We start from the raw sequence: 24,964 nt of genomic DNA, 5'->3' as shown, positions 1-24,964 counted from the left end.
TATATTGTTTTAAGAATCAAACTCAACTACTGCCTTGATCACCGCTTGCGCTGGATCTAAAAAGGATTCAAAATGCTTGGTTACATCGTTGAATTTTGTTCGGTGCGTGATGAAGTCCTGTGTATGAATTAATCCTTTTTTCATACAATCCATCACCCACTCAAAATCACCTCGCGTGGCATTTCTACTACTCATCAAAGTTCCCTCTCGCTTATGGAATTCAGGATGAGAGAATTGAACATGGTCTAATTGTAAACCTACCAAAATATATTTACCTCCATGTGCCATGTATTGAAAACTATGGTCTATGGCTTTTTTATTTCCTGTCGCATCAATGATGACTTGTGGCATATCACCCTTAGTGATTTCTTGCAAACGCGCCATCACATCCTCTTGACCCACTTGAATGGTATGTGAAACACCCAATACATTTTTACTGAAATCCAATCGGCCAGCATTCACGTCCAAGGCAATCACTTGTCCTCCCGCAATGCGTGCCATTTCCATGACGCCTAATCCAATAGGACCTGCACCTACCACCAAGACCCAATCATTCTTTTTTATGTCCGCTCGTCGAACCCCATGGGCACCGATCGACAAAGGTTCTAATAAGGTATATTCGTCAAGGCTGAGTTGTTCATCATAGACCAAAGCGTCTATAGGAACTTGTAAATACTCTCTCATAGCGCCGTCTTCATGTACACCCAACACACTTAAAGTCTGGCAGCAATTGGTTTTTCCTTGTCGACAGGCCACGCATTTTCCGCAAGAAAAATACGGAATGACACTAACTAAGGATCCAATTCGATAATTTGATTCGGAACTTATATCTACGATTTCACCAACAAATTCATGTCCTAAGATGCGTGGATATGAAAAAAAAGGTTGTGTCCCCTCAAAGGCATGTAAATCTGTTCCACAAATACCCACTTGTTTAATTTTAAGAATGGCCATACCTTCTTTTAAAGTGGGTCTTTCTGATTCTTGGTATTTCCATTCAAATGGAGTGGTACAAACAAGTTCTTGCATAGTTTTTATCTCAATTTGCGTTTGGCCCAACGCTGTTCTAACATTTTGATGAAATAGCCACCCACCACACTTCTGGCTTGGAAACCCACTTGTTTGCCGTTAGTCGTTTCATGCCAATCGCTCAAAGGCACGCGCGACGGACTTTCTAGCATGAATTGATAGACAGGGTGTACCAAAGCCTTAAATTCAACGGGTTTATCAGAAAGGGTGGCAGTCCACATAATCCAATCACTTTTGGTATACGTTTTTCTACTGTCCAAAGGTAAACCATAGGTGTTTTGTTTCTTCAAATAATAGGCCATTTCCTTTTCGTACACATATCTTGGGAATAGATTGAGTCCTAATAATTTGTCCCAAACCAAATTGTATTTCTGACTCCAAGTATTGTTTTTGTTGAATGTCAAAGCATAATGATCTCCTTCATCTGCCATCTCCATCCATTTCAAGGCATATTTTTGAGCAATTTTTTGCATGGAATCCGCCGTGCTTTTTAAACCCATATTTCGAGCCATTTGCGCGTATGAACCAATACCTACAATCGCTTTGATGGAAAGGTTGGCATTACGATCCAAATGTCCAGCAAAATCATCCGTACATAATTGATTGGCAGGATCTAAGCCATCTTTCACTAAAAAGTCCACCCATCGGGTTAGGGTAGGCCAATGGGCTTTGGCTATTTGCGTGCTGTTTTCTTCTTTGCAGATGGCGGCTGTCAACAAAATCATATTTCCTGCTTCTTCCACGGGCATATCTTCAGGATAAGTTTGTCCATTCGCCAATGGATAAGTACCAATATCATGTGCTGGGAAAGGTTTTTTCCATTGGCCACTTTCACTGTAATAGATCAAAGGCTCCACCATACCACGCAGTAATTTGGTATTATACATGAGGCTTAAAGGGGCAGAAGGATAAGTTACGTCCACCGTCCAAATAGAACCATTACTGAAGTTTTCTTTTTGAGGGAAAAGCACCTCATTTTTTTCTCCTCGAACTAATTTATGCGCTGCGAGGGATTGTCTGTAGGCGGCTACACAAAGTTCCGCATATTCTTTTCCTCCTGCTTGGAGTGCTTCTTGATATAATTGTTTGTCGAAGTTTTTACATTGAACAAGAATACTCGGGTATTCTTTAGCAGCTTTTACTAGCAAATCATCCATGCTGGCAAAGTTCTTTTTCCACCAAGCTTGTAAATTTTTCTGGAAATACTGAATAGAATACAAATCATCATAAGCCAGCATGATGCTCGAATTTTGATTGGATTTATTGGCAGTTATATCCCATGAGGCAACCAAATAATCCGTACTGCCCGATTCACTAGAAGGTTTTTTTCCATCGGCAAGACTCATCAGCTGAGATTGAGATAGAGTTTTCAATTGATGCTTGACTTGATTGGTCGCTAAATAGGCATATCCCCAGTCGATTCGAACATCGTCGCCCACTTTATTGAGTACTTTTTGTTGACTAAGCCCCGTTTTCAAATAGCGGACATTGCCTTTTTTGCCCGTGCTGACTTGGACAATTTGTTCTTTTTCATTTTTGGCAATATCTGAAGACAAGCCAAAAGTGATTTTGGTTTTATGTGTTTTATTATCTGTGGATTGTATGCCAAAATTGATGTAAGAAACAGGTCTTGAAAGCAAGTCGAGGTTAGAAGCCAAGAGCGGAGAAAGGAAATTCACCTGTAATTTTACAGGCCCACAGGTAAACTGGTAGCTGGTCTGCGTAGCGGTGATTTGAACTGAATTTTGTATCGCTAGGTTCGATTGAGTGGAGCGAGATTGTTTAGCAAAGCCGGCATCTAGCCAAGAATTTCCGACAGGATTCATGCAATGAATGGCCAAGATATTTTTGCCTTTTTTCAGCTTGCTTTTTATGAGATCACTTAATGGATAGTCTTTCAATTGCTTGGTATGGCAGTTTTCGCACGAATATACCGGGTAACCATTGAGGTAAACTTCCACGTCATCATCATGGCGCAGTTGAAGGACTAATTGATCAATGTCGAAGTCTTGTAGATCAAAAGCTCTTCTCACCCATATGTTTTTAGTATTCCAAGGCGTATTCCATTTATTGTCCCAACCTTTACCAAAGGGCAGTTTGCCTTTATTCCAATAGGTATCATTGAAGTGGGAAGTCATCCAATCCTCAGCCGGTTTAGTCTCCGTGTATTGAACCTCAATGGGTTGATTATTTTCGGCATGGGCAACAATGCCGGTGGAGGGATATTGTAAGGCACCTAAAAATTGGTAGGTTTTTCCGTCTACTTCCAATAAGCCCACCATGGATTGATCGGAGCCTGTCCAGTGACGTGTGACTGATTGATTTAATTGATCCGTAAAAGACCAAACACTGAAATAGGGGTCATGCGTGATGAGTGGATAGGCAGGAGCTTTATTGACTTGAGCTTGAGCAAAAAAGCTAAACATCGCTAAGCCAGCGAATAGAAAAAATGATTTCATAGTAATGGTTTATTGAATTAAAGATAGGAAGATTCCAAGCATCTACAAAAGGGTGAAAAAATATCGATCTACTGATAATCTGTGGGAAGATGCCCTTGTTTTTGGCCTAAAAATGTTAGGTTTGTACCTAACGCTGGCAAGGTTTTAAACCTTGACAGCGTTGGGGGAATATCTTTTATTTCTTTCACATCATGTTTTGCCCAATAGGTTAGACCTTATGAACAGCCCCGTCACCTGTACCAAATTAGTTTAACGAAATTGGTTTAGCTGACAATCTTTTATTCAAAGCTTTTAATAATTGTGATACTTTGGCATTTAAAGAATATTTCAATAATGACTTAGAATTTGATCATGACCTAAGTGGATTAATCGTTTCGCTAAAAAGTGAACTTCAATCATTTAAGGAAAATTGTGCAACAGATTTGCATCTCAAAAGGGAACTTATAAAAAAGTAGTTTGAAAGTTTATTCAATAAAGAATTTTGGTGCGATTGAAATAGGAACAGATCGTTTTTACCGTACTAGTACGGGAGAGACAGAAAAGCTGAATGGAGCATATGAATTTATTCATGTATGGCGAAAAGATAGTACTGGTAAACGGAAACTATCTCGTGTAATTAGTTATGGACATGAAAAGGGCAATCCTGGAAATACTGTTAAAAAATAACGGCATATAACATCACCTTTTCAAAAATGACGGGCGAAGTTGTTCTCGAAATTTTCTACATTTAATTTAGTTTTGTGGTGTTTTGACAGTTTTTGGATCCGATATCCACCCGAATGCAAAGTACGTAATGTTAGCCGTAATGCTATCGTTACAGCAGAGAAACAACGAGTTAAAACTTAAGCTAATGAAAAAAGTAAAAATAATAGTCAAGATTACTTTACTTTCTATTGGATGTTTAGCTACAATATTCTTGATATCATTTCTAATTCGAAAATTAAGAGTTGAAAGCGATAGCAAAAATATATCTTCAACAAATTTTGTAGTGAATTATTACGGAATTCTTGAAAGCGAAGCCGAAGATATTTCAATAGCTTTAGAATTGAATTACGATAGAATTAGAACGGAATTAAAAGACCCCAAACATGATAAAATTTCAGTTTTTATTTATCCAAACCAAAGTGATTTTAACAAAGCGATAGGTATAAAGAACAGTAATGCAAGTGGAACAAGTCGAGGGCCTTTAGAATTTCATTTGAAGTATGAAACTTGGTACAATAGTATTTTTCCACAGAAAATGGAAAAAGTAGCAGTTCACGAATTTACTCATTGCGTTCAACTTAATATTTTAATTCAGGATGCTCTTTCGAAATCCCAAAATGAAAAAGTTGCTGATTTTGACAAAAACTTTGAAACTGGTTTTGAGAAAAATTATCCGCAATGGTTTTGGGAAGCAATTTGCGATTATGAAGCAGGAATTGTAAATAATTTGAGCGTTAAATACGGAATGAAAAATAGTCCGACACTAAAAGAATTGAATAATAGCAATCAAATTTATAACGTTGGTTACACAATCGTTGAGTATTTTGTCTCAAAATATGGAAAAGAAAAGCTTCCAGAATTTATAAAATCGTATGGTAATTTTGAAAAAGTAATTGGAGTTACAGAAATGCAATTTGAAATAGAATGGCAGAAATTTGTAAAGGAAAAATATTAAAAAATAAAAGCACAAATGGCTAACAGGAATCTGCTGTTCGATTTCTATGGTTAAATCAGGGCTAGTTCCTAAAATGAAAATATTACTATTTTTATAGACAACTAATTGATTTAACCATAGAAATCGAACAGCGGAAATCTACAAAAGGATAAAAATATCGATCTACTGATAATCTGTGGGAAGATGCCCTTGTTTTTGGTCGAAAAATGTTAGGTTTGCACCTAACGCTGGCAAGGTTTTAAACCTTGACAGCGTTGCCTGATGCTCTCGATTTACCTGAGGTTCTCGAAGCCAACAACAACGTTATACACGCTACTCCACCGTTACACTCTTAGCCAAATTCCTCGGCTTGTCGACATCCAATCCACGTAAAACGCCGATGTAGTAAGACATTAATTGCGTAGGGATGACCGTTAATAAAGGCGCTAATAACTCATCGGTTTCTGGAACTTCCATCACATGGTCAGATACGCCTCGAATGGCTGTGTCGTCCGGATTGATGATGGCTATCACTTTGCCTTTTCGGGCTTTGATTTCCTGAATGTTGCTGACAATCTTATCGTAATATTTGTCTTTGGTAGCAATGAATAATGTCGGTAAGGTCTCATCCACCAAGGCAATAGGACCATGTTTTACCTCTCCTGAAGGATATCCAGAGCAGGGAATATAACTCACCTCTTTCAGTTTTAAGGCAGCCTCCAAGGCCACTGGGAAATTATAGCCTCTTCCTAAAAACAAGAAGTTGTTTGCTTCGGCATAAACCTGTGCGACTTCCTTAATTAATTCATGAGAGGATAAAATCACTTGCACTTTCTCCGGAATTTGAGATAATTCCACTAAATAATGCTTGTAATCAGCATCCGTTAATGTTTGCTTGGCTTTACCAATTTTCAAGGCCATCATGGCCAATACGGTTAATTGGGCCGTAAAGGCTTTGGTACTGGCTACCCCAATCTCCGGTCCAGCATGGGTATAGGCTCCCGCATGGGATAGTCTTGCTATAGATGATCCCACCGCATTTACCACGCCAAAAATAAAGGCTCCCTGCTCTTTGGCACGTTCTATCGCCACCAAAGTATCGGCCGTTTCACCACTTTGAGATATCGCTATAATCACATCCCCGGAATGAATGATGGGATTACGGTATCGGAACTCAGAAGCATATTCTACCTCCACAGGAATCCGACAAATCGTTTCGATCATGTATTCGGCAATGAGTCCTGCATGCCAACTGGTTCCGCAGGCCACAATGATGATGCGTTTGGCTTGGGTGAAAACCGACAAATGTTGGTCTACACCAGCTAAGGTTAAACTTGAATTAGCAACATCCAGACGACCACGTAAACAATCCGTTAAACTGGCTGGCTGATCAAAGATTTCTTTCAACATGAAATGATCAAAACCGCCTTTTTCTATTTGAGCCAACTCCATATCCAATTGTTGGATATAGGGCGTTACCGGCTCGTTTCCTAGATTTTTTAAGATGATGTCATCTTTGGATATGATGGCCAACTCATAATCATTGACATAAATGACGCGCTTGGTATATTCAATGATGGGGGAGGCGTCCGATGCTAAAAAGTGCTCTCCTTCTCCTACACCGATCACCAAAGGACTACCTTTTCTGGCAGCAATTAATCTATCTGGAAAACCATCTTCCAATACAATGATCACGTAAGCTCCAACCACCCTTTTTAGGGCGATGCGCATGGCCTCTTCTAGGGTAGAATTGTTGTTGATTTGGATGTCCTCAATGAAATTGACCAAAACTTCGGTGTCTGTTTCACTTTGGAACGTATAGCCTTTTTGGATTAATTCAGCCTTTAATGAGGCATAGTTTTCAATGATTCCATTGTGCACCAAGGTGATTCTACCACTGTTGGATTGGTGTGGATGGGCATTGGCATCGGTGGGCTCACCGTGGGTAGCCCAGCGTGTATGACCGATTCCGGCATGTGCTTCGTGTAAAATAGGGGCATCCCAAGTCTCTAATTCACTGACTCTTCCCTTCTTTTTGTAGGATTCAATTTGTTTACCGTATAAGGCAATTCCCGAACTGTCGTAGCCTCTATATTCTAATCTTTTTAAACCTTTTAATATGATAGGATAGGCTTCTTGATGACCTATATATGCTACGATTCCACACATGCGATATAAAATTTATAATTGAATTATTCTACAATAGACTATTGGAAGGTAAATTTCCAAACAGCCAAATTACCCAAATTTCGTTTATTTTACCAAGTTTACAGGTATTAAATGACCGATTGGGGATTCCAATAATAGTACTTTTTTTATATGTTCGCTAAATGGCTTAGAGCAAAGGCTAATGGTTTTTCAATATCTTCATTTTTCCTTAAAATGATACCATCTACTAGGCTATTTTCTTATTTAAAGGTAAAAATGGGGTATTTATTTTTTCTTTTTCGTTTTGAAAAGGCAATCTTCTGGTTTCGATTTAACAAAATAGGTTTTGTAATTCAAGGCCTCTGGATTCATGCAACCTTCCAAATTTAAAATTTCAATGTTCTTGAATTCCACGGGATGGCTTTCGCTTTGTAAGGAAATACTGCCTTCTTTAATAAGTTCGCCCGATTTGCCAAAAATGACATCTTGTCCACTGACATTGCCACCACCTACTTGTGGCCTCTGATAGGCTAAAACTTCTTTTCCATTGGAGTAATGACGGATCAAGGAATCTCCCAAAACAAGTACTTCTGCTTGGACCCACTGATCTCCATGAAAGGTTTCTGATTGGGAGTTGATGCAATGTGGCGTAAATAGCTTCCCATTCATTTCTACATGGGTTCCCGGTGTACACAAATTACAAGTGGTTCTTTTATCCTTTCCATTTCCTCCCAATAATTGCACCTCAATAGACACGGGAAAGTCTTGCTTCAAGCCCATGCTCTCTGCCGTTTGTCCATGCACCATGATACCGCTGTTTCTTGTAGCCCAACCAGGTCCTTTAATAGCCTGTTCTCCTACAAAGCGATAGTTCAAACGGATTCGGTAATAGCCAAATTTTTTCTTGTAGAAAAGGTGACCAAATCGCTCATCAAAATTGGGATAGGCCGCAGAATCATAGCGTACCACTAATTTTCCATCCTCCACTCGAAAGGTATTGCCATAATTGACACCCGCTGGAGAATTACGGATTTTTGGGGTCCAATTGTTTAGATCCTTACCATTAAACATGGATTCCCAAGCTTCCTTGGAAGTATTTTGGGCTTGTGATTGAAAAGCGAAGATGCTTAGAAGTAGTAATAATTTAATTTTCATGTTGCAATAAGGTTAAAAAATGTTTGCCTAAAATTCGGCCTTGTGTTTGTCCAGCTTCTATGCCATCCATGTAATGAATACCGCCGTAAAAGCGGGAAATACTAGCTTCTTCGGCGGCTGCTTCAAAGGACTTGAATGATCGGTCGGCTATGCCATAGCGCTTTTCGACCGTATCTGTATAGGAAAAATTAGGGCCAAAAAAATGTGTTAACACGATGGCCGCAGTGGTTGAAACAGTGGAATGTCCACTCGGATATTCAGGAAATGGAGGTGTCTGTAAAAAAGGTTTCCAAGTAGGATCTACTAATTTTCGGATGGCTGTTTCAGGACGAATGCGGTGACTGTGGTATTTCTCTCGCCAGCATAACCAAAACGCATCCATTAAACTGGTTGCCAATGCCGTTCTAATCGCTAAACTTTCCCCAAATTTTACTTGTTTTTTAGCACTTGCTATCCCTGCAATTCCCATCCAATGGGCTCCTGGGGATATTTTTTTCATGCCTATCAATAAATGGCCTTGGTCGTTCAGCGCAAAGGGATTACAATCCCAAAATGCGGCAATTTTGAGGTTTTCTTCCGATTTATCAGCTTGGTAAACGGCCTTACTTAATTGATAAAATGAAGATGAATTCGATTCCGAATAAGGAGCTGGAGCTGGAATTTCCTCTATTTTATTGGTGTCTAAACTAAAACTACGAATGCGGTAAAAATAAGGTTCTACCGCTGGGAAATACCCCGGAGGCGTGCTATACCAAGCTCCCGCTGTTTTCTTGGGTGTGTACTTCGGAAAATTACTAAGCTTATTGTAGCCATCTGCTTTGGCATAGGCTAAAATCCCTTTCGCCACGGCTTGCGCTTTTTGAGTAGATGTTTCAATCACTTGGTTCGATAAACCCTTTTGACGGCAAGAGTCAATGTAACGCGCTTCAAATTCTTTCATCCTATTGCCAGAAGGTTGCATTTTTTGTGCCACTTCCATCATGGCCAACATAGCCGTAAATTCAGGAGCCTCTATGGACTTATCTTTTGTGAATGCAGGATAATCATTGAACTTATATTGAAATGCATTCAAGCTAGAATCCGCTTCCGTCATGACCTGATAGCCAGCTAAACAGGCATAGGAGAAAAAGCGCATCGCCAAAGGGGGATTACTGACATCATGAATCATCATTTCCGTCATTTCTTGGACTACTTTGTCGATTTCAGTTCCTGAAAATTGGATTTTCTTAGACTTGGATTGACAAGCCCAACAAGCCATAAATGATAGAAAAAGGATGATTTTTTTCATCGATTTGTTGCTTTATATTGGAATATGCCTCGATGGTTAATTCCTATGAACAATTGATCCCCAATGACTTGCATAGACCTAACATCGCCTTGTAACCAAAGTCCTGTTTTTTGCGGAGAAAGCGCCTCGTACCTTAAATTTCCTTTCGAGCGTAGTAATAAACCTGCATTAGCATCCATTTTACCAATTCGTAATTTAGCGTGGTGCATATTTCCCGCTAATAAAATATCAGCATCTTTTTGACCAGCTATATTCAGTATGGCAATGGCTGAAATAGGGGAGGCTTGTACTTCCCAAGGTAATTCAAGAGATTCATATTGACCCTTAGAATTCAGCTGAAAGAGCGAAGTTTTTAATTCAGTCGCTTTCCAAACGTGTTCTCCTTTTTGCTCTTCTTCTGTGATAATATCCGACAATTTAGCTTCAGCAAAACTTTGATAATCCGTAAATCGAGTACGCATGATACTCATTTGGTCTAATAATTCATCACGTGTCATGAAAGGAACGGATTCACCTTTGACATAAGTAAACAAAATGGGGTCAATGGAGCCATTTTGGTCATAATCCTTGAAATGCAATTCCATGGGCTGCTCCGTAGAAGCTTTCCATTGACTGTTTAGACCTAAATTACCTACCAACATTTCTTTCTTCCCATCCCGATTCAAATCTTCGATTCGAATGGTATTCCATAATCCTTGTGGGGAGTTTTCAAAGAATGTGGATGTGCTTTCTTCAAAAGTCTTATTATTTAATGTAAAAATTTTGATTGGCATAAATTCTCCAACCAACACCAGCTCTTTTTTGCCATCTTGATTTAAATCATCCCAAGCCGCATCTGTGACCATGCCTGCTTGTTGTACGGCAGGGAATTGTGCACTGATATCTTTGAATTTACCCGCACCTTGATTGAGTAGAACAAAAGAAGCGGGACATTCTGGATATTTTCCGGGAATCACTCGTCCACCTACGAATACATCGGGCAAGCGATCTTGATTGATATCAATGATTTGAATACAAGATTTACTGACCCCTTGACTCGGTAAAGGAATTGTTGATTTTTTGAAATTCCCCTTTCCATCATTGAGGTATAATCGATCAGTAAGTTTAGCATCATTCGCTTCCATCAGTCCATAGCCACCACTGACGACCCATAAGTCGACATCTCCATCGCCATCTGCATCAAAAAACTGGGCATCGCTATCTTCAAAACCTATGTCTTGACTCATTGCCGAAGGCATTCGTTTCCATTCACCAGAGCTTTGCTGCAAATATAAAGTGGCACCTTTGCCAGCTTGATTTCCGACAAATATATCGACCAAATTATCTCCATTGACATCACCGGTACTTTGGCAGGGTCCCACAAAAGACAAGGGAAGCGAGATTTGGGTTTGGCGTTTAAAATCGTTGAATTCGTCCTGAGATTTTTCAAAGGATTGCAACGTTTTCAATGAAACAAATAGAGGGCTTTCTTGATTGTTAGCTTTGATGGGAATGACCTTCGCCTCAGATTCTTTTAAGGTAATTTTGGAAGCAGTCACCTTTTTTACCATTTGAGATTTACCCGAATTCCATGTAATGACCAAGGAATCAATGGACGCTTTATTTCCTAATCCTACATGTATTACTGGAGAAACACTGGACTGATATCCTCGATATAGGTTTTGTTCGAAATATTGGTTTTTTCCACCTTGGTATACCCTGAACTTAGCCCCTAAACCAAGGGTATTCAGTCCTTCACCTTGGAGTTCAATTTGAAGGTTTTTATTTTCTTTTTTAAGCTCGTTGCTTTTATTCTCAAAAATGAAAGCAGGTTTATTGATGTTATTAACAATCAGTTCCAAATCTCCATCTCCATCCAAATCAGCATAAGCCGCTCCATTACTATTGGAGGTATTTTCCATTCCCCAGGCTTTGGTCACCGAATTAAACGTGCCATTTTGCTGGTTTTTAAACATGTAATTGCTGATGTTGGAGGCAGGCATTTTTTGAACTAATTCCAATACGTTTTGCCTTTGAATGGATGCTTGGTTGTTTTGTACAAAATCTCCCATGTATTTAAGGAAATCCAAGTTAGTATAGTCTCTTAAATACCCATTGGTGATGTATAAGTCTTTCCAGCCATCATTATCATAATCCGCAAAGAGCGCACTCCAGCTCCAATCGGTATTGGATATGCCGGCTAATTGTCCCATTTCATGAAACCTAGGTTCTTGAGTACTTGGGTCAATACCTTGGTTGACCTGCAACATATTTCTCATGTATTGATGGCCAAAGCCCACTGCCACATTAAAATTGAATTTCTCGTAATTATCAGGAGACATCAGGTTTTTTTGTCGCAAATTATCTTCTGGCAGCATATCCAAAGTGAATATGTCGGCTAATCCATCATTATTAATATCGGCAATGTCATTTCCCATAGAAAAATGAGAAGTATGCCCCATACTTTTCTGAATGACGTTTTTGAACTTTTTACCTTGTTGGTTGATGTATAGATAATCTGGAATGGTATAGTCGTTGGATACATAGAAATCCAACCAACCATCGGCATTCAAATCGGAGATTCCCACGGCTAAACCGTAGGAAAGGGAAGAACTGCTAATCCCTAAGGAGGTGGTCACATCTTCGAAATGACCTTTTTGTTTTTGTTGAAAGAAGCGTAAACCGCTGTTTGGGTCTTCTTGTCGAAGCAAATCTGCTGTACTTGCTTCATCTAATATGGGTAGTGATTTAGGATTGTGATTGACCAAAATCATATCTAGATCTTGGTCTTTATCGTAGTCAAAGAAAACGGCTTGCGTACTATTAGCAGGGCTGTCTAGTCCGTATGTGGCTGCTTCATCTTTAAATAATGGGACACCAGAGGCATCATTTCCTTGATTGATGAATAATTGATTACGTTTTTTATCAGGAGGTAAATTTCCTGAATAGCATAAGTAAATATCTAATTTATGATCGCCATTGATATCCACCATGGAAACTCCTGTTTTCCATGGGCCTGGCCTGCCCGTCACACCAGCTACATCGGCAACTTCTTTAAAAACCAGATTACCTTGATTGAGGTACAAATGGTTGTTTTCCATGTTACTGGAAAAATACAAGTCTTGCTTTCCATCTCCATTCAAATCTCCCGTGGCTACTCCGCCGCCATTGTAGAAATATTCATACATTAGGACATTGGTATTTAGGCCTTCCTCAATTTTATTTTCAAAATTGACATGACTTTGCTCGGGACTCAGTAATTGGAAAAGTTGAGGTTCAGGATTGCTCTCTAATTCAGTTTTTGCCTTTTGGCAAGAAAAGCTAATGATGATGAGTAGGAGAGCAAAATAATTTTTCACGTGACTATGGCTAAATAATGAAAAAAGGAAATGGTAAAGCATTTCTACTTTACCATTTCCTTACAAATATACTAGATTAATATCCAGGATTTTGAACCAACTTATTATTACGGTTCATTTCATCACGATGGATTGGCAAGAAGTACATCTTGTCTAACCATGTTCTGTTTTCTTTACCTGGGTCCATATCCACTACTTTGTATGAGTAATCGAAACTGCTTGGATCATACTTGTATAGTGTCACAGTTTTACCAGGTTTCAAAGCACCAAAAACATTGATGATTTTCACTTTAGCACCTAAGGTGTTGGTGGCGATCATCCAACGGCGTGCATCATGGTAGCGATGCTCTTCAAAGGCCAATTCCACACGACGCTCGTTACGATAACGCTCGCGTAAAGCATTGCCACTTTCTGTTACTGCTGGCATACCCGAACGGAAACGAATTTTGTTCAACCAAGTACGCGCTTCAGCATCTTGTCCTAATTCGATACAAGCTTCCACATAGTTTAATATGGCTTCTGTATAGCGGAAGAAAGGCCAAGGAATTTGTTGCCATGTATTTTGATCAACAATCGACGGATTTGGATCGGTGAACTTACGGAAATAATATCCTGTGTAGCTACCATTCCAATCTTCTACAGTACTCTTACGAGTATCTAAACCGAAGTAAGATACTTTTCCAGAACCAGAAGAAAGCTCATATTGACCTGTTTGAATTTGGTTCATTGGATCTTTGGAAGCTACGTCAGCCGTTCTAGGCTTCCAGTTAGCACCATCATACAATAAAGACGCATAGAAACGTGGATCACGATTTTCATATGGACTAGCTGCATGGCCTGGGTTAGACCACGAAAACTTAGAACCATCCATCATTTCATAATCATCTACTAAGTTTTGGATAGGGGCATTTCCAGCCCAGTTGTGGTATCCATTTGGACCATTAAACAAACCGATACGACCACCGTTTTCTTGCTTAGCATTGATGAAATAACGAGCAAAGATTAATTCTTTCTCACCACCATTTTTGGCTAAGGAGTTATTTTGATAGTTCGTAACAGCATCATTTTTTTCTGCTGGTGCAGATAGGTTTAATGCATTACCAAATCCAGGTAAATCCAATACTGCTTTAGCAGCATCTTTAGCTTTAGTCCAACGAGCCGCACGGTCGCCAGAAGTATATGCTAAGATTGCTGGGGTAGCAAAAGCAGCCATAGCTGTAGACTTAGATTTTGCTGTAGTAGCATCGTACAAATCACTGGCTCCGTATAAAAGGATACGTGATTTTAATGCTAAACAAGCGGCTCTACTTCCTCTACCTGCTGCTAAAGATTTACCATTCAATAAAGCTGCTGCTTCATCGCAATCTTTCACAATAAAGTTGATACATTCTTCCATCGTATTTCTTTGAGTAAGGAAGTCAGTATCCGTTAAAGCATAGGCTTTATCCACAATAGGCACACCACCATAATAGCGAACTAATTGGTGATAGAAATAGGCACGCATGAATTTCGCTTCACCTGTTAAACGATCCACTAAGGCCGTTGGGAAGGTAGTTGCTTTTTTCAAGTTCGCTAAGGCCAAATTACATGCACGAATACGTGTGTACATATTTTGCCAGCTAAGTGTACCATTCACCCAACCAATATCTGCTGGGTTAGAGCGCGATTCCGTGATGGTGGTAATACCACGTCCCGGGTGAGTAAAAGATGCTTCATCCGTAAGAGAAGCAAGCATTTGCTCGTCAAATCCACCGTTTCCTAAACCTCCGTACAATTCTGTTACGAATGCTTCGGCCAAGTTAGGGTCAGTCCAAACAACCGATTCTGACAGTTGGTCCAGCGGCTTTGTATTAACAAAATCGTCATTGCAGCTGGTTAATACGGTACTAAAAAATGCTAGTGCAATGATTATGTTTCTTTTTTTCATAATGAATACGATAGTTTATGAGTTAAAAAGTAGCTGTTAAACCTACGTTTATGATTCTTGACTGTGGGTAATACTGTCCAGTAGCATTGGTTGATTCTGGATCGTATACTTTCAATTTGTCAAACGTCAATAAGTTCAAACCATTCGTGTAAACACGGCAGTTTTTCAAACCTATTTTAGCCAAAGCAGAAGCTGGAATGTTGTATCCAATTTCTAAGTTTTTCAAACGAATGTAGTCAGAACTACGTAACCAATACGTGTTGTTACCTGAGTAGTATTGGTCACTACGGTTCGCGATACGAGGGTGCTCGCTGCTTGGGTTTTCTACTGTCCAACGATTTTTATAAATGTCCAATAAGAAGTTACCAATGTTTCCTGATTCACCAGCACTTACATATTGTTGTGCACCAGCTGCTCCTTGGAACAAGATCGTTAAATCAAATCCTTTGTATTGAGCTCCCAAATTGAAACCACCTTGGAATAAAGGCAACTGAGTGAAGTCATTACGTACTTGATCATCTGGAGTGATTTTTCCATCACCATTGAAATCTTTGTACTTCATGTCACCCGGACGTAAGGTATTTACGATAGCCTTGTAATTGATGGTGTTCGCATCAATTTCCGCTTGATCTTTGAATACTCCATCATACAAGTATGCCTGATAAGTGTACATAGGCTTACCTGTTGTTCTTTGCCACTCGGGTGCACCTGGAGCCTCATCCCAGAACAAGATTTTGTTCTTAGCATAACCTCCATTTAAACCTACATTGAATGTCAAATCACCAATTTGGTCACGGTATCCTAAGGTAAAGTCAAATCCTTGGTTAGATACCTCTCCAATGTTTTGAGCTGGAAGAGTTAAACCAGTCGACTGTGGTACAGAAGCATTTTTTACCCAAAGGATATCTGTTCTTTTGTTGTAGAAATAATCTAATTCAAAAGTCAATTTATTGTTGAATAAAGCACCTTCTAAACCAATATCCGAGTTCGTTGCCACTTCCCATTTAATATCTTTATTCGGGATTTTAGTTTCAAACAAGGTTTTCGTTTCTACGTTACCGATGATGTAAGATCTAAATCCATACGTAGACAAATATTGGTACGTAGCGATTTGGTCATTACCCATTTGTCCCCATGAACCTCTTAACTTCAAGAAGTTGATTGCTGGCAATTCATTTTTGATGAAATTCTCTTCAGACATCACCCAACCAGCCATAACACCTGGGAAGAAACCATAACGAGTTTCTGGAGGGAAAATATCCGAACCATCATAACGCCATAAGAATTCTGCTAGGTATTTCTCTTTGTAGTTATAAGCCACACGACCGAAATAGTTTAAACGAGCTCTTTCATAAGCACCACCGCCATTGTTTTTCTCTAAGTCACCACCGGCAAACATTTGATCCAAAGCAGTAGAAATAAAGAAACGACGGTAGGCATTGAAGTTGTCTCCATTGATTGTTTCACGGTTAGTACCCGCTAAAACAGTTAAACCATGGTCATCGAATTTTCTTTCATACGTGAAAATACCTCCCAATAAGACGTTTAACTGAGATTCATTTCCTAAAGTCAAACGAGGTTCAGCTGGCCCACGCTTACTAGGTACTAAGATAGGAGTTTTACCATCTGCCTCGAAGCCTGTTCCTTTTTCATACAATGTCCAAGGAGTCTCCCAACGTTTGGTATCTCTGAAACGCTTATCGATCGCCGCTGTACCTGTAAATTTCAAACCTTTGATGAATGGAATTTTGATGTCCAATTGACCGTTGGTTTGGAAATAACTTTGCTTATCGCGGTCATAACCTGTTTGGTTTGTTGTAATAACCACTGGGTTTTCACCGTTCTCAATATCCGGACCCGGACGACCGTCTGGCCAGAAAGCTGGCTGGTTCGGTTTTCCACGCATTTGCATACGAAAAATAGCACTGGCTGGTTTTGTTGGGAAACGACGGTTCTCTTCACGTCCCAAAATACCCACCGATAAGTTGACATTTTCATTGATTTTAGCATCTAAATTCAAGCGAATATCATATTGTTGATATCCTGTAGCTGAATTTTTATAGAATGCATCTTGATTTTGGTATCCCAAAGAAGCCAAATATTTGATGTTCTCACTACCACCACTCATTTGTACATTGTGACGTGATTGTGGAGACCAGTTTTTTAAAGTAGCACCATACCAATCTGTGTTCGGATGTAACCACGGATCAGAACCGTCGTTGTACAACTTCATGTCGGTAGGAGAATATGGAGCTTTACGTCCATTGTAAACGCCTGTTTCTTTGTAGGCCTGGGTGGCAGCAGCCCATTGGCTAACTGGCAATTGGTAAATATCCAAGTCATTTAACATTCCAGCATATTGAGCGGCATTTGCTAATGCAGGAACCACTGTTGGCTGAGAAAAACCTTGGTTAAATGAGTAAGATAATTCAGGTTTACCTGATTTTCCTTTTTTCGTCGTGATCAAAATAACACCGTTGGCAGCACGTGCACCATAGATGGCAGCCGAGGCATCTTTCAAGACAGAAACTGACTCAATATCAGCTGGATTAATACGGTCTAAACCACCCGCTCTATTGGGAATACCGTCAATTACGATTAAGGCATCACTGTTGTTCAAGGTGTTTGCACCACGGATACGGATGGAAGAACCATCATAACCCGGCTCACCACTACGGTTAACGGCAACCACACCGGCCATTCTACCAGCCAATGAGTTACTTAAGTTAACGCTGGGTGATTTCTGTAGTTCATTTCCTTTAACAGAAACGACAGAACCTGAAACGGTCGCTTTTTTCTGAACACCGTAACCTACCACCACTACTTCGGATAGACTTTTGGCGTCAGGTTTTAAGCTAACATTAATGATACTCTGATTTCCTACAGTTACTTCTTTAGGTTCGTAACTCACAAAAGAAAAGAGCAATTTGCTTTGAGCATTGGTAACATTAATGGAATACTTACCATCAACATTGGTCGTAGTTCCTTTACTTGTTTCTTTAAGGATGATGTTGACACCGATGAGCGGCTCGCCTTTTTCATCAGTAACCGTACCAGTTACTGTGGACACTTTGCCTTGACCCATGGAAATCCATGACATCGACAACAAAAATGCCAAAAGCAAAACCGCATTACTGCTAATAAATTTTGTTTTCATACAAGGAATGATTAAATGGTTAATCGACACAATTAGGATTATTGGTCGACAGAATTAATTTTAAATATAAGTCAACTTATTGAAAATTTTACCTGTTTTTAGGCAAGAAAAATTACTTCCCGATCGATTGGAAAGGTTTATTTGGCGGTTAATTATTGAAATAATGCAACAAATAGTATTATTAATGATGTATTTTGCCTGTATCTAAGTTCGTCTAACTAGGCTTTTATCAGCTACTTACAAGGCTATTGAACGTATATGTATATATGCTGATTTTTTTTCTCCTTTCAACTATTCTAAAAAAAGGTCAATTCTATTTTTTAAATTTTTTTAAGAAAGTATTTGTAAAGATTTCTTACATGCTGTTACGTAAAGTTTAAATTCTTTTTTACAATTCTTTTACACTCGAGGTTTGTCCATATTTCTAAATATCGATAACAACGATTTCCTTTGACCCTAGTTAAGCAGCGAATAGGCCCCACCTTTGGGAAGTCCTAAGTAGTCTAATTCTATAAATTATTTTCAATGGAATTTCTTCTTTCAAAAAATTGCCATGGATCATTTGTTTGATTTTCAGTTAGATAGAAATTATTATTTAAAATAATTCTAAATAATTTTACTTCTTATTTGGAATTACTCTAAATAGGGGATAGCTTTGTTTATTATTTATAATTAGTCTACATAAAGTTAACACAAATAACATGCCTAAAATTAACATGAAACTGCATTTTGCTTGGCTTTTAGCCATTTTACTCGGCTTTTCTTCCTGTGAAAAGAGTCCCGATGTAGTACCTAACCTTCGTTCAAAATTAGATTATAGTCTTCTAACTACCGCCACTCCTTACAAGCAATATTTCATCGATGCCAAAGGAGATACTACCGTTGATTTGAAATCCGGAAATACGCATCATAAAATGTTCCAAGCATTGAATTATTATTTAGGTGCAGCTGTACGAGATAATAAGGCTTTGGATGCCAATTTAATGAAAGCTATGTACGCGAATAGCGCTAATTCATTCACGGATATTGCTAGCTTAAAAATTGTTGGAACAGAGTTAAACACATCTGGATTGGCCCTAAGAAATATCACAGCCTCCTCTAAATCCAGTACTGATGCTGAATCAGCACGTGCTCGATTGGATGCTTTATTAGGAGAAATGGCTACGGTAAGTAATTCATATGCAAATACTGCCTCCAAAGGCGTGGCAGGCAAACTTGGAACATATCTAGTAGATGCCAAAGGTATAGAGACAGCACAAATCATACAAAAATCCTTAATTGGTGCATTGCAGTTGGATTATATCGGAAATGTTTTGCTTAATACGGGTTTAACAGCGAATAATTATACATTGGTTTCTGGGAAAAAATACACCGCGCTTGAGCATCATTGGGATGAAGCCTATGGCTTATTAACATTAAACCCGATCTATTTAGCGGGTTCTACCAATACCGTTCGTGGAACATCAGAATCGTTTTTAGGTTCTTATATCTGGGAATACAACAAGGCTAGTTATGCTAATTTTCACCTGGCATTTTTGAAAGGCCGTGCGGCTATTGTCAACAATGATATGACTGAATTGAAAAAGCAAGCGGCCTACATTCGCAATGAATCAGAAAAAGCCATTGCTGCTGCCGCTGTGGGATATTTAGCCAAATGGAAGTCGGGAACCACGGATGCTGCACGCGCACATGCTATTGGTGAAGGTTTGGGTTTTATTTATTCCTTGCGCTATTGTACTTCATATAATGTGGATGCCAAATTTTCAGATGATATTTTAAATGCCTTAATCAATTCGCCTAATGGTTTTTGGGACCTAACCAATGATAAAATAAATGCCGCCTCTGAGGCCATTTCTACTAAGTTTAAATTATAAATGAACATCACAGGGCCATGGATACTTAACTATTCATGGCCTTTATTAACATGGTTTGTTACATGAAAAAGTATTTACTAATCGTATTGACTGGATTAATTTGGGCTTGTGGAAGTAATGGTACAGGTACAGAAGAACCGACTCCACAAGAAGACGGAAAAGACCGAAAGGCCGTGCTGAGTCATTTGGCTGATCAGGTCATTATTCCAGCTTATGTCAATTTTAAAATTAAATTTGACGCAATGCAGGCTAAATCGGAGGCTTTTATCAATCAGCCCAATACCAATAATTTAGCTGCATTTCGATCGGCCTGGACAGAGGCCTACATCGAATGGCAAAAAGTGGAATTATTTGATTTTGGTCCAGCAGAAAAGCAAACCATTCGTAACTTCTACAATATTTATCCCGCCAACGAAAGCGGGATTTTGGCGAATATAAACGATCCATCTTCAAATTTAGAAGTCCCAGCTTCTTATGCGCAACAAGGTTTTCCGGCCTTGGATTTTTTACTCAATGGCCTTGCTAAAACGGATGAGGAAATTGTAGCCTATTATATTGCTCCAACAGAAGGTGCGAAACGATTAGCTTATGTCAAACGCTTGACAGGAAGAATGGCAACTTTATTGGATAAAGTAATCAGTGAATGGAATAGCACGTATCGTGAAACATACATCAGCAAGACTGGATTGGATATTTCCTCATCGACCTCCTTGATGATCAATGGCTTTGTTCTACATTATGAGCGATTTATCCGATCGGGTAAATTTGGAATTCCTTCGGGAGCGATGCTGAATGGAGTTATTGCTCCAGATAAAGTGGAGGCATTTTATAAAAAAGATATTTCATTAGCCTTGGCTAAAACCGCCCACCAAGCTTATGTGGATTTTTTTAACGGAAAAGCCGTTAAAACAGGTGTAGAAGGTCCATCCATTAAAACCTATTTGGATGCATTGAAAGCTAAAGACAGCTCCACAGGTAAAAATTTAAGTGAAATGATCAATGCTCAATTTGAATCCACGAAAGTTAAATTAGACCCACTGCGTCCCAATTTGTATGAGGAGGTGAAAAGTAATAATCAAGCTATGGTGGCGGTTTATACTGAAATGCAGAAAACGGTTCGTATGTTGAAAGTAGATATGACCTCCGCCATGAGTATTACCATTACTTATACAGATAACGATGGGGATTAAACAATACCTACAAAAAACGAATTCAGCTGCTCCATTGGCGGTATTCAGGATTTGTTTTGGGTTCATGTTGTTTGCAAGTATGATCCGCTTTTGGAGTAAAGGCTGGATTGAAACCTTATACCTGATGCCCACCTATTTTTTTACTTTTTATGGCTTTGAATGGGTTAAACCTTGGGGAGAATATACCTACGCTTTGTTTTTTATTTGTGCTTTGAGTGCGTTTTTGGTGGCTTTAGGGCTTTTTTATCGTGTGGCCAGTATCAGTTTATTCCTTAGTTTTTCTTACATCGAGTTGATCGATAAGAGTACGTATTTAAACCATTATTATTTCATTAGTTTACTTTGTTTGATGATGGTGTTTCTTCCTGCTCAGGTCTATTTTTCCATAGATTCTTATCGGGATAAACAAATCCGAGCTCAGTTCATTCCGCAATGGAACATCGATTCCATCAAACTGATGATGGCTATTCTTTATTTTTATGCAGGTTTGGCCAAGGTAAATAGCGATTGGCTTTTTCATGCACAGCCTTTAAGTATTTGGTTGCCTGCCAGAAACGACATGCCTATCATTGGTTTTTTATTCAATTATGCTTGGATTCCCTACCTTTTTTCTTGGTTTGGCTGCCTGTATGACCTAAGTATTCCATTTTTACTTTGGAATAAAATGTCGAGAGCCTGGGCATATATGGCAGTCATCGTATTTCATGTGCTAACGGCTTTATTGTTTCCCATCGGGATGTTTCCTCATATCATGATGGTGGCAGCATTGATCTTTTTCTCAGCCGATTTTCATCAAAAAGTAATAAATCGTTTGGTATCAATCTTAGGTTTGCCTAAAGAAACACCTCCCATTGCATCTACTTATCAGTCCCCTCCATTACTTCATTGGGGCTTTGTATTGTTTTTTGTATTTCAACTCCTATTTCCTTTTCGCTACCTGGCGTATCCAGGGGAATTGTTTTGGACGGAAGAAGGCTATCGCTTCTCTTGGAGAGTGATGTTGATGGAAAAGGCGGGTTATGCGCAGTTTACGGTAAAGGGGACAAATGGCCTGCAAGCAGTGGTCAATAATAATCTTCATCTGAGCACTTTACAGGAAAAAATGATGAGCACTCAACCCGACATGATATTACAATATGCCCATTATTTACGTGAGTATTATGCCAATCAGGGTTTCAGCTCCCCCAAAGTGTATGTGGATTCTTATGTGGCATTAAATGGAAGATTAGGTAAACCACTGATAAACCCCCAAACCGATTTAGCCAAAGAGCAAGATTCTTTTACACATAAAACATGGATATTACCCTTCAATGATACAATCAAAGGTTTTTAAAACAGTCGTATTTTGTTTAGTTGGATTTGGGCTGATGGCTCAATATAGTATTTCAGGTAAAATACATGCTCGTAAAGCGGGTATTCCTATTTCAGGATGTCAGGTTTTTCTCAATCAAGGAAATCCTATGACTCAGAGTAATGAAAAAGGAGAGTTTCAATTCAAAAATCTACCCAAAGGGTCCTTTGTCTTACATACATTAGCCCCCAATTTTCAATCGATTCAACAAGCGATCAGCTTACAGAATAAAGACATTACCGTGGATATTTATTTGGACTCCTTGAATGTGACGTTGAATGAGGTGGTGGTCACACAGAAGCAAACGGATTTCGGATTTACGCGTATGCGAGCGGTAGAGAGTATGGGTATTTATGAAGGCAAAAAGACAGAGGTAATTTTGCCAGAACAATTGGTAGCAAATTTGGCCACGAACAATGCCCGACAAGTTTTTTCTCGCGTAGCAGGATTGAATATTTGGGAAAATGATGGAGCAGGTTTACAATTGAGCATTGGAGGAAGGGGACTAGATCCTAACCGTACTTCCAATTTTAACGTGCGACAAAATGGTTATGATATCAGTGCTGATGCTTTGGGATATCCTGAAAGCTATTATACCCCGCCGATTGAAGCAGTAGGTAGAATTCAAATAGTTCGAGGAGCGGCCTCTTTGCAATATGGAACACAGTTTGGGGGCCTAATTAACTTTGTGATGAAGAAACCAGTACAAGATAAAAAGTTGGAATTGGTAGCAAGACAGAGTGCTGGTTCTTTTGGTTTTTATAATGCTTTTACGAGTGTGAGTGGTACGCAAAATAAACTATCATATTATACTTTTTTCCAATACAAAAGAGCTGATGGGTGGAGGGCAAATTCTGATTTTGAAAGTTATAATTTTTATGCAGATGTAGATTATCGATTTTCCGACAAAACAAGTGTAGGTATTGATATTACGCACATGAATTATTTAGCACACCAGCCTGGAGGATTGACCGAGGCGATGTTTGCGGAGAATCCTCGTCAAACGAACCGTGAAAGAAATTGGTTTAAGGTAAATTGGAATCTTTGGGCTGTACATCTAGACCATAAATTCAACCCACAAAATGAAGTAAATCTGCGCTTGTTTGGTCTTTCTGCCTACCGCAAATCGGTTGGTTTTAGACCCAATCGAGTAGCCAGTGTAGACGATAATTCTGAGAGGGATTTAATCACAGGTGATTTTTCCAATTGGGGTGCAGAAGCTAGGTATTTGAAACGTTATTTTATTGGGGAAAAATTAATTGTCTTTTTAGCCGGTTCTCGTTTTTATCATGGCTTTAATCATAGCATCCAGGGACTGGGCAGTAAAGGTAAATCGGCTGATTTTGATTTTATTAATACCAAGGAAGGGATTGCCAATGATTATAAATTCCCCAATAATAACACCTCTTTGTTTTTTGAAAACATCTTTTATCTAAGTGATAAATTCTCTATCACTCCGGGATTACGCTGGGAATATATTCATACTCGTGCAGATGGATTTTATGGGAATATTCAATTTGATTTAGCAGGAAATATTATATCGGCTACAAGAACGAATGAGTCTCGTACCAATGAGCGATCTTTTGTTTTGGGGGGAGTTGGATTTAGTTATAAGCCAAAGGCTCATTTGGAAGCGTATAGTAATGTTTCTCAAAACTATCGTTCAATTACTTTTAGTGACATGCGTATAGCCAATCCTTCATCCGTTATTGATCCGGATATGAAAGATGAAAAAGGATATTCGGTGGATCTGGGTCTGAGGACTTATGAAACTACGATCTATAATTTTGATATCAGTGCTTTTTATTTGAACTATAATAATAGAATTGGCGAAGTACAGTTTTATGATGCTAATAATCGGGTATTGAGAAGAAGAAGTAATATTGGACAGGCTGTCATTATGGGGATTGAATCCTATGGTGAAGTGGATGTATTACGATGGGCATTGCCTGAGGAGCAAGAATCCAGTGCGGTTATATTTGCCAATTTGGCCTTTATTCAATCCGAATATAAGGCGAGTCAGATTGCAGGCATTGTAGGAAAACAAGTGGAATTTGTTCCAAATGTCAACATGAAAACAGGATTGAGGATAGGTAATAAAAAATGGAAAGCGTCTTTTCAATATACGTATTTATCGGATCAGTATACGGAAGCCACCAACGCAAAGGATGGAGGAGTCTCCGCAGTAGTGGGTTTAATACCTGCCTATAACATCATGGATGCAGGTATTTCTTATCAATTTAGTCGATTCAAAATAGAAGGAAATATCAATAATTTGGCTAATTCCATGTATTTCACTCGTCGGGCAACAGGATATCCAGGTCCAGGAATATTGCCATCGGATGGTCGAAGTTTTTACCTAACTGTTCAAGCGAAATTCTAACGCTGGCAAGGTTCCAAACCTTGACA

14 protein-coding genes are annotated in these 24,964 nt (G+C 39.0%); 6 read left to right on the top strand and 8 right to left on the bottom strand.

All coding sequences use genetic code 11. From position 1 onward, the window contains the following. Nucleotides 1–9: 9 nt before the first annotated feature. Both G9H65_RS05985 and G9H65_RS05980 read right to left on the bottom strand, forming a co-directional pair. Entirely contained in the window at nucleotides 10–1,029 is a 1,020-nt protein-coding gene (locus G9H65_RS05985; RefSeq protein ID WP_166374437.1) for a zinc-binding alcohol dehydrogenase family protein, read from the bottom strand. 5 nt (nucleotides 1,030–1,034) lie between these two features. Next, nucleotides 1,035–3,488, bottom strand: a complete 2,454-nt coding sequence (locus tag G9H65_RS05980; RefSeq protein WP_166374436.1) for a glutaminase family protein — start codon at nucleotides 3,486–3,488, stop codon at nucleotides 1,035–1,037. Between the two features lie 456 nt (nucleotides 3,489–3,944). Between G9H65_RS05980 and G9H65_RS05975 the strand changes: the two genes are divergently transcribed. Together G9H65_RS05975 and G9H65_RS05970 are read left to right on the top strand one after the other, a co-directional pair. Continuing rightward, nucleotides 3,945–4,154, top strand: coding sequence for a hypothetical protein (locus G9H65_RS05975; protein ID WP_166374435.1), 210 nt, complete (start codon nucleotides 3,945–3,947; stop codon nucleotides 4,152–4,154). A gap of 184 nt (nucleotides 4,155–4,338) precedes the next feature. Beyond that, entirely contained in the window at nucleotides 4,339–5,148 is an 810-nt protein-coding gene (locus G9H65_RS05970) for a hypothetical protein (RefSeq protein WP_166374434.1), read from the top strand. Between the two features lie 312 nt (nucleotides 5,149–5,460). Here the strand turns inward: G9H65_RS05970 and glmS are convergent, their stop codons facing one another. From glmS to G9H65_RS05940, 6 genes are all read right to left on the bottom strand, one after another. Further along, nucleotides 5,461–7,296, bottom strand: coding sequence for a glutamine--fructose-6-phosphate transaminase (isomerizing) (gene glmS / locus G9H65_RS05965; protein WP_166374433.1), 1,836 nt, complete (start codon nucleotides 7,294–7,296; stop codon nucleotides 5,461–5,463). A gap of 264 nt (nucleotides 7,297–7,560) precedes the next feature. Beyond that, nucleotides 7,561–8,430 carry a 3-keto-disaccharide hydrolase gene (locus tag G9H65_RS05960; RefSeq protein ID WP_166374432.1) on the bottom strand — a complete coding sequence of 290 codons (870 nt, stop codon included), beginning with the start codon at nucleotides 8,428–8,430 and terminating at the stop codon, nucleotides 7,561–7,563. Continuing rightward, the gene (locus tag G9H65_RS05955; protein WP_205753254.1) at nucleotides 8,420–9,718 is read right to left on the bottom strand and encodes a vanadium-dependent haloperoxidase; all 1,299 of its coding nucleotides are present in this window, start codon (nucleotides 9,716–9,718) and stop codon (nucleotides 8,420–8,422) included. The genes G9H65_RS05960 and G9H65_RS05955 overlap by 11 nt, the downstream gene beginning before the upstream one ends. Next, on the bottom strand, nucleotides 9,715–13,056 hold the full coding sequence (locus G9H65_RS05950) for a VCBS repeat-containing protein (RefSeq protein ID WP_317164410.1): 3,342 nt from the start codon (nucleotides 13,054–13,056) through the stop codon (nucleotides 9,715–9,717). The genes G9H65_RS05955 and G9H65_RS05950 overlap by 4 nt, the downstream gene beginning before the upstream one ends. Before the next feature lie 76 nt (nucleotides 13,057–13,132). Then, complete coding sequence (locus G9H65_RS05945) at nucleotides 13,133–14,983, bottom strand: RagB/SusD family nutrient uptake outer membrane protein (RefSeq protein ID WP_166374430.1); 1,851 nt, start codon at nucleotides 14,981–14,983, stop codon at nucleotides 13,133–13,135. A 22-nt stretch (nucleotides 14,984–15,005) separates the two neighbouring features. Beyond that, entirely contained in the window at nucleotides 15,006–18,140 is a 3,135-nt protein-coding gene (locus G9H65_RS05940; RefSeq protein WP_394367186.1) for a SusC/RagA family TonB-linked outer membrane protein, read from the bottom strand. A 701-nt stretch (nucleotides 18,141–18,841) separates the two neighbouring features. Here G9H65_RS05940 and G9H65_RS05935 point away from each other — a divergent pair. The 4 genes from G9H65_RS05935 (at nucleotide 18,842) to G9H65_RS05920 (ending at nucleotide 24,938) form a co-directional block, all read left to right on the top strand. Further along, nucleotides 18,842–20,014, top strand: a complete 1,173-nt coding sequence (locus tag G9H65_RS05935; protein ID WP_235927473.1) for a DUF4856 domain-containing protein — start codon at nucleotides 18,842–18,844, stop codon at nucleotides 20,012–20,014. 62 nt (nucleotides 20,015–20,076) lie between these two features. Then, a complete protein-coding gene (locus tag G9H65_RS05930) occupies nucleotides 20,077–21,204 on the top strand; it encodes an imelysin family protein (RefSeq protein WP_166374429.1) in 1,128 nt (375 codons plus the stop codon). Continuing rightward, a complete protein-coding gene (locus tag G9H65_RS05925; RefSeq protein WP_166374428.1) occupies nucleotides 21,194–22,537 on the top strand; it encodes an HTTM domain-containing protein in 1,344 nt (447 codons plus the stop codon). The genes G9H65_RS05930 and G9H65_RS05925 overlap by 11 nt, the downstream gene beginning before the upstream one ends. Next, complete coding sequence (locus G9H65_RS05920; protein ID WP_166374427.1) at nucleotides 22,515–24,938, top strand: TonB-dependent receptor domain-containing protein; 2,424 nt, start codon at nucleotides 22,515–22,517, stop codon at nucleotides 24,936–24,938. Before G9H65_RS05925 ends, G9H65_RS05920 begins: the two co-directional genes overlap by 23 nt. Nucleotides 24,939–24,964: the final 26 nt, after the last annotated feature.

The sequence above is a fragment of the Aquirufa ecclesiirivi genome (assembly GCF_011250515.1).
In the GTDB taxonomy this organism is placed as follows: Bacteria; Bacteroidota; Bacteroidia; order Cytophagales; family Spirosomataceae; genus Aquirufa; species Aquirufa ecclesiirivi.
Note: the sequence above shows the minus strand (reverse complement) of the source record. Positions and strands in the feature narration are given on the sequence as shown.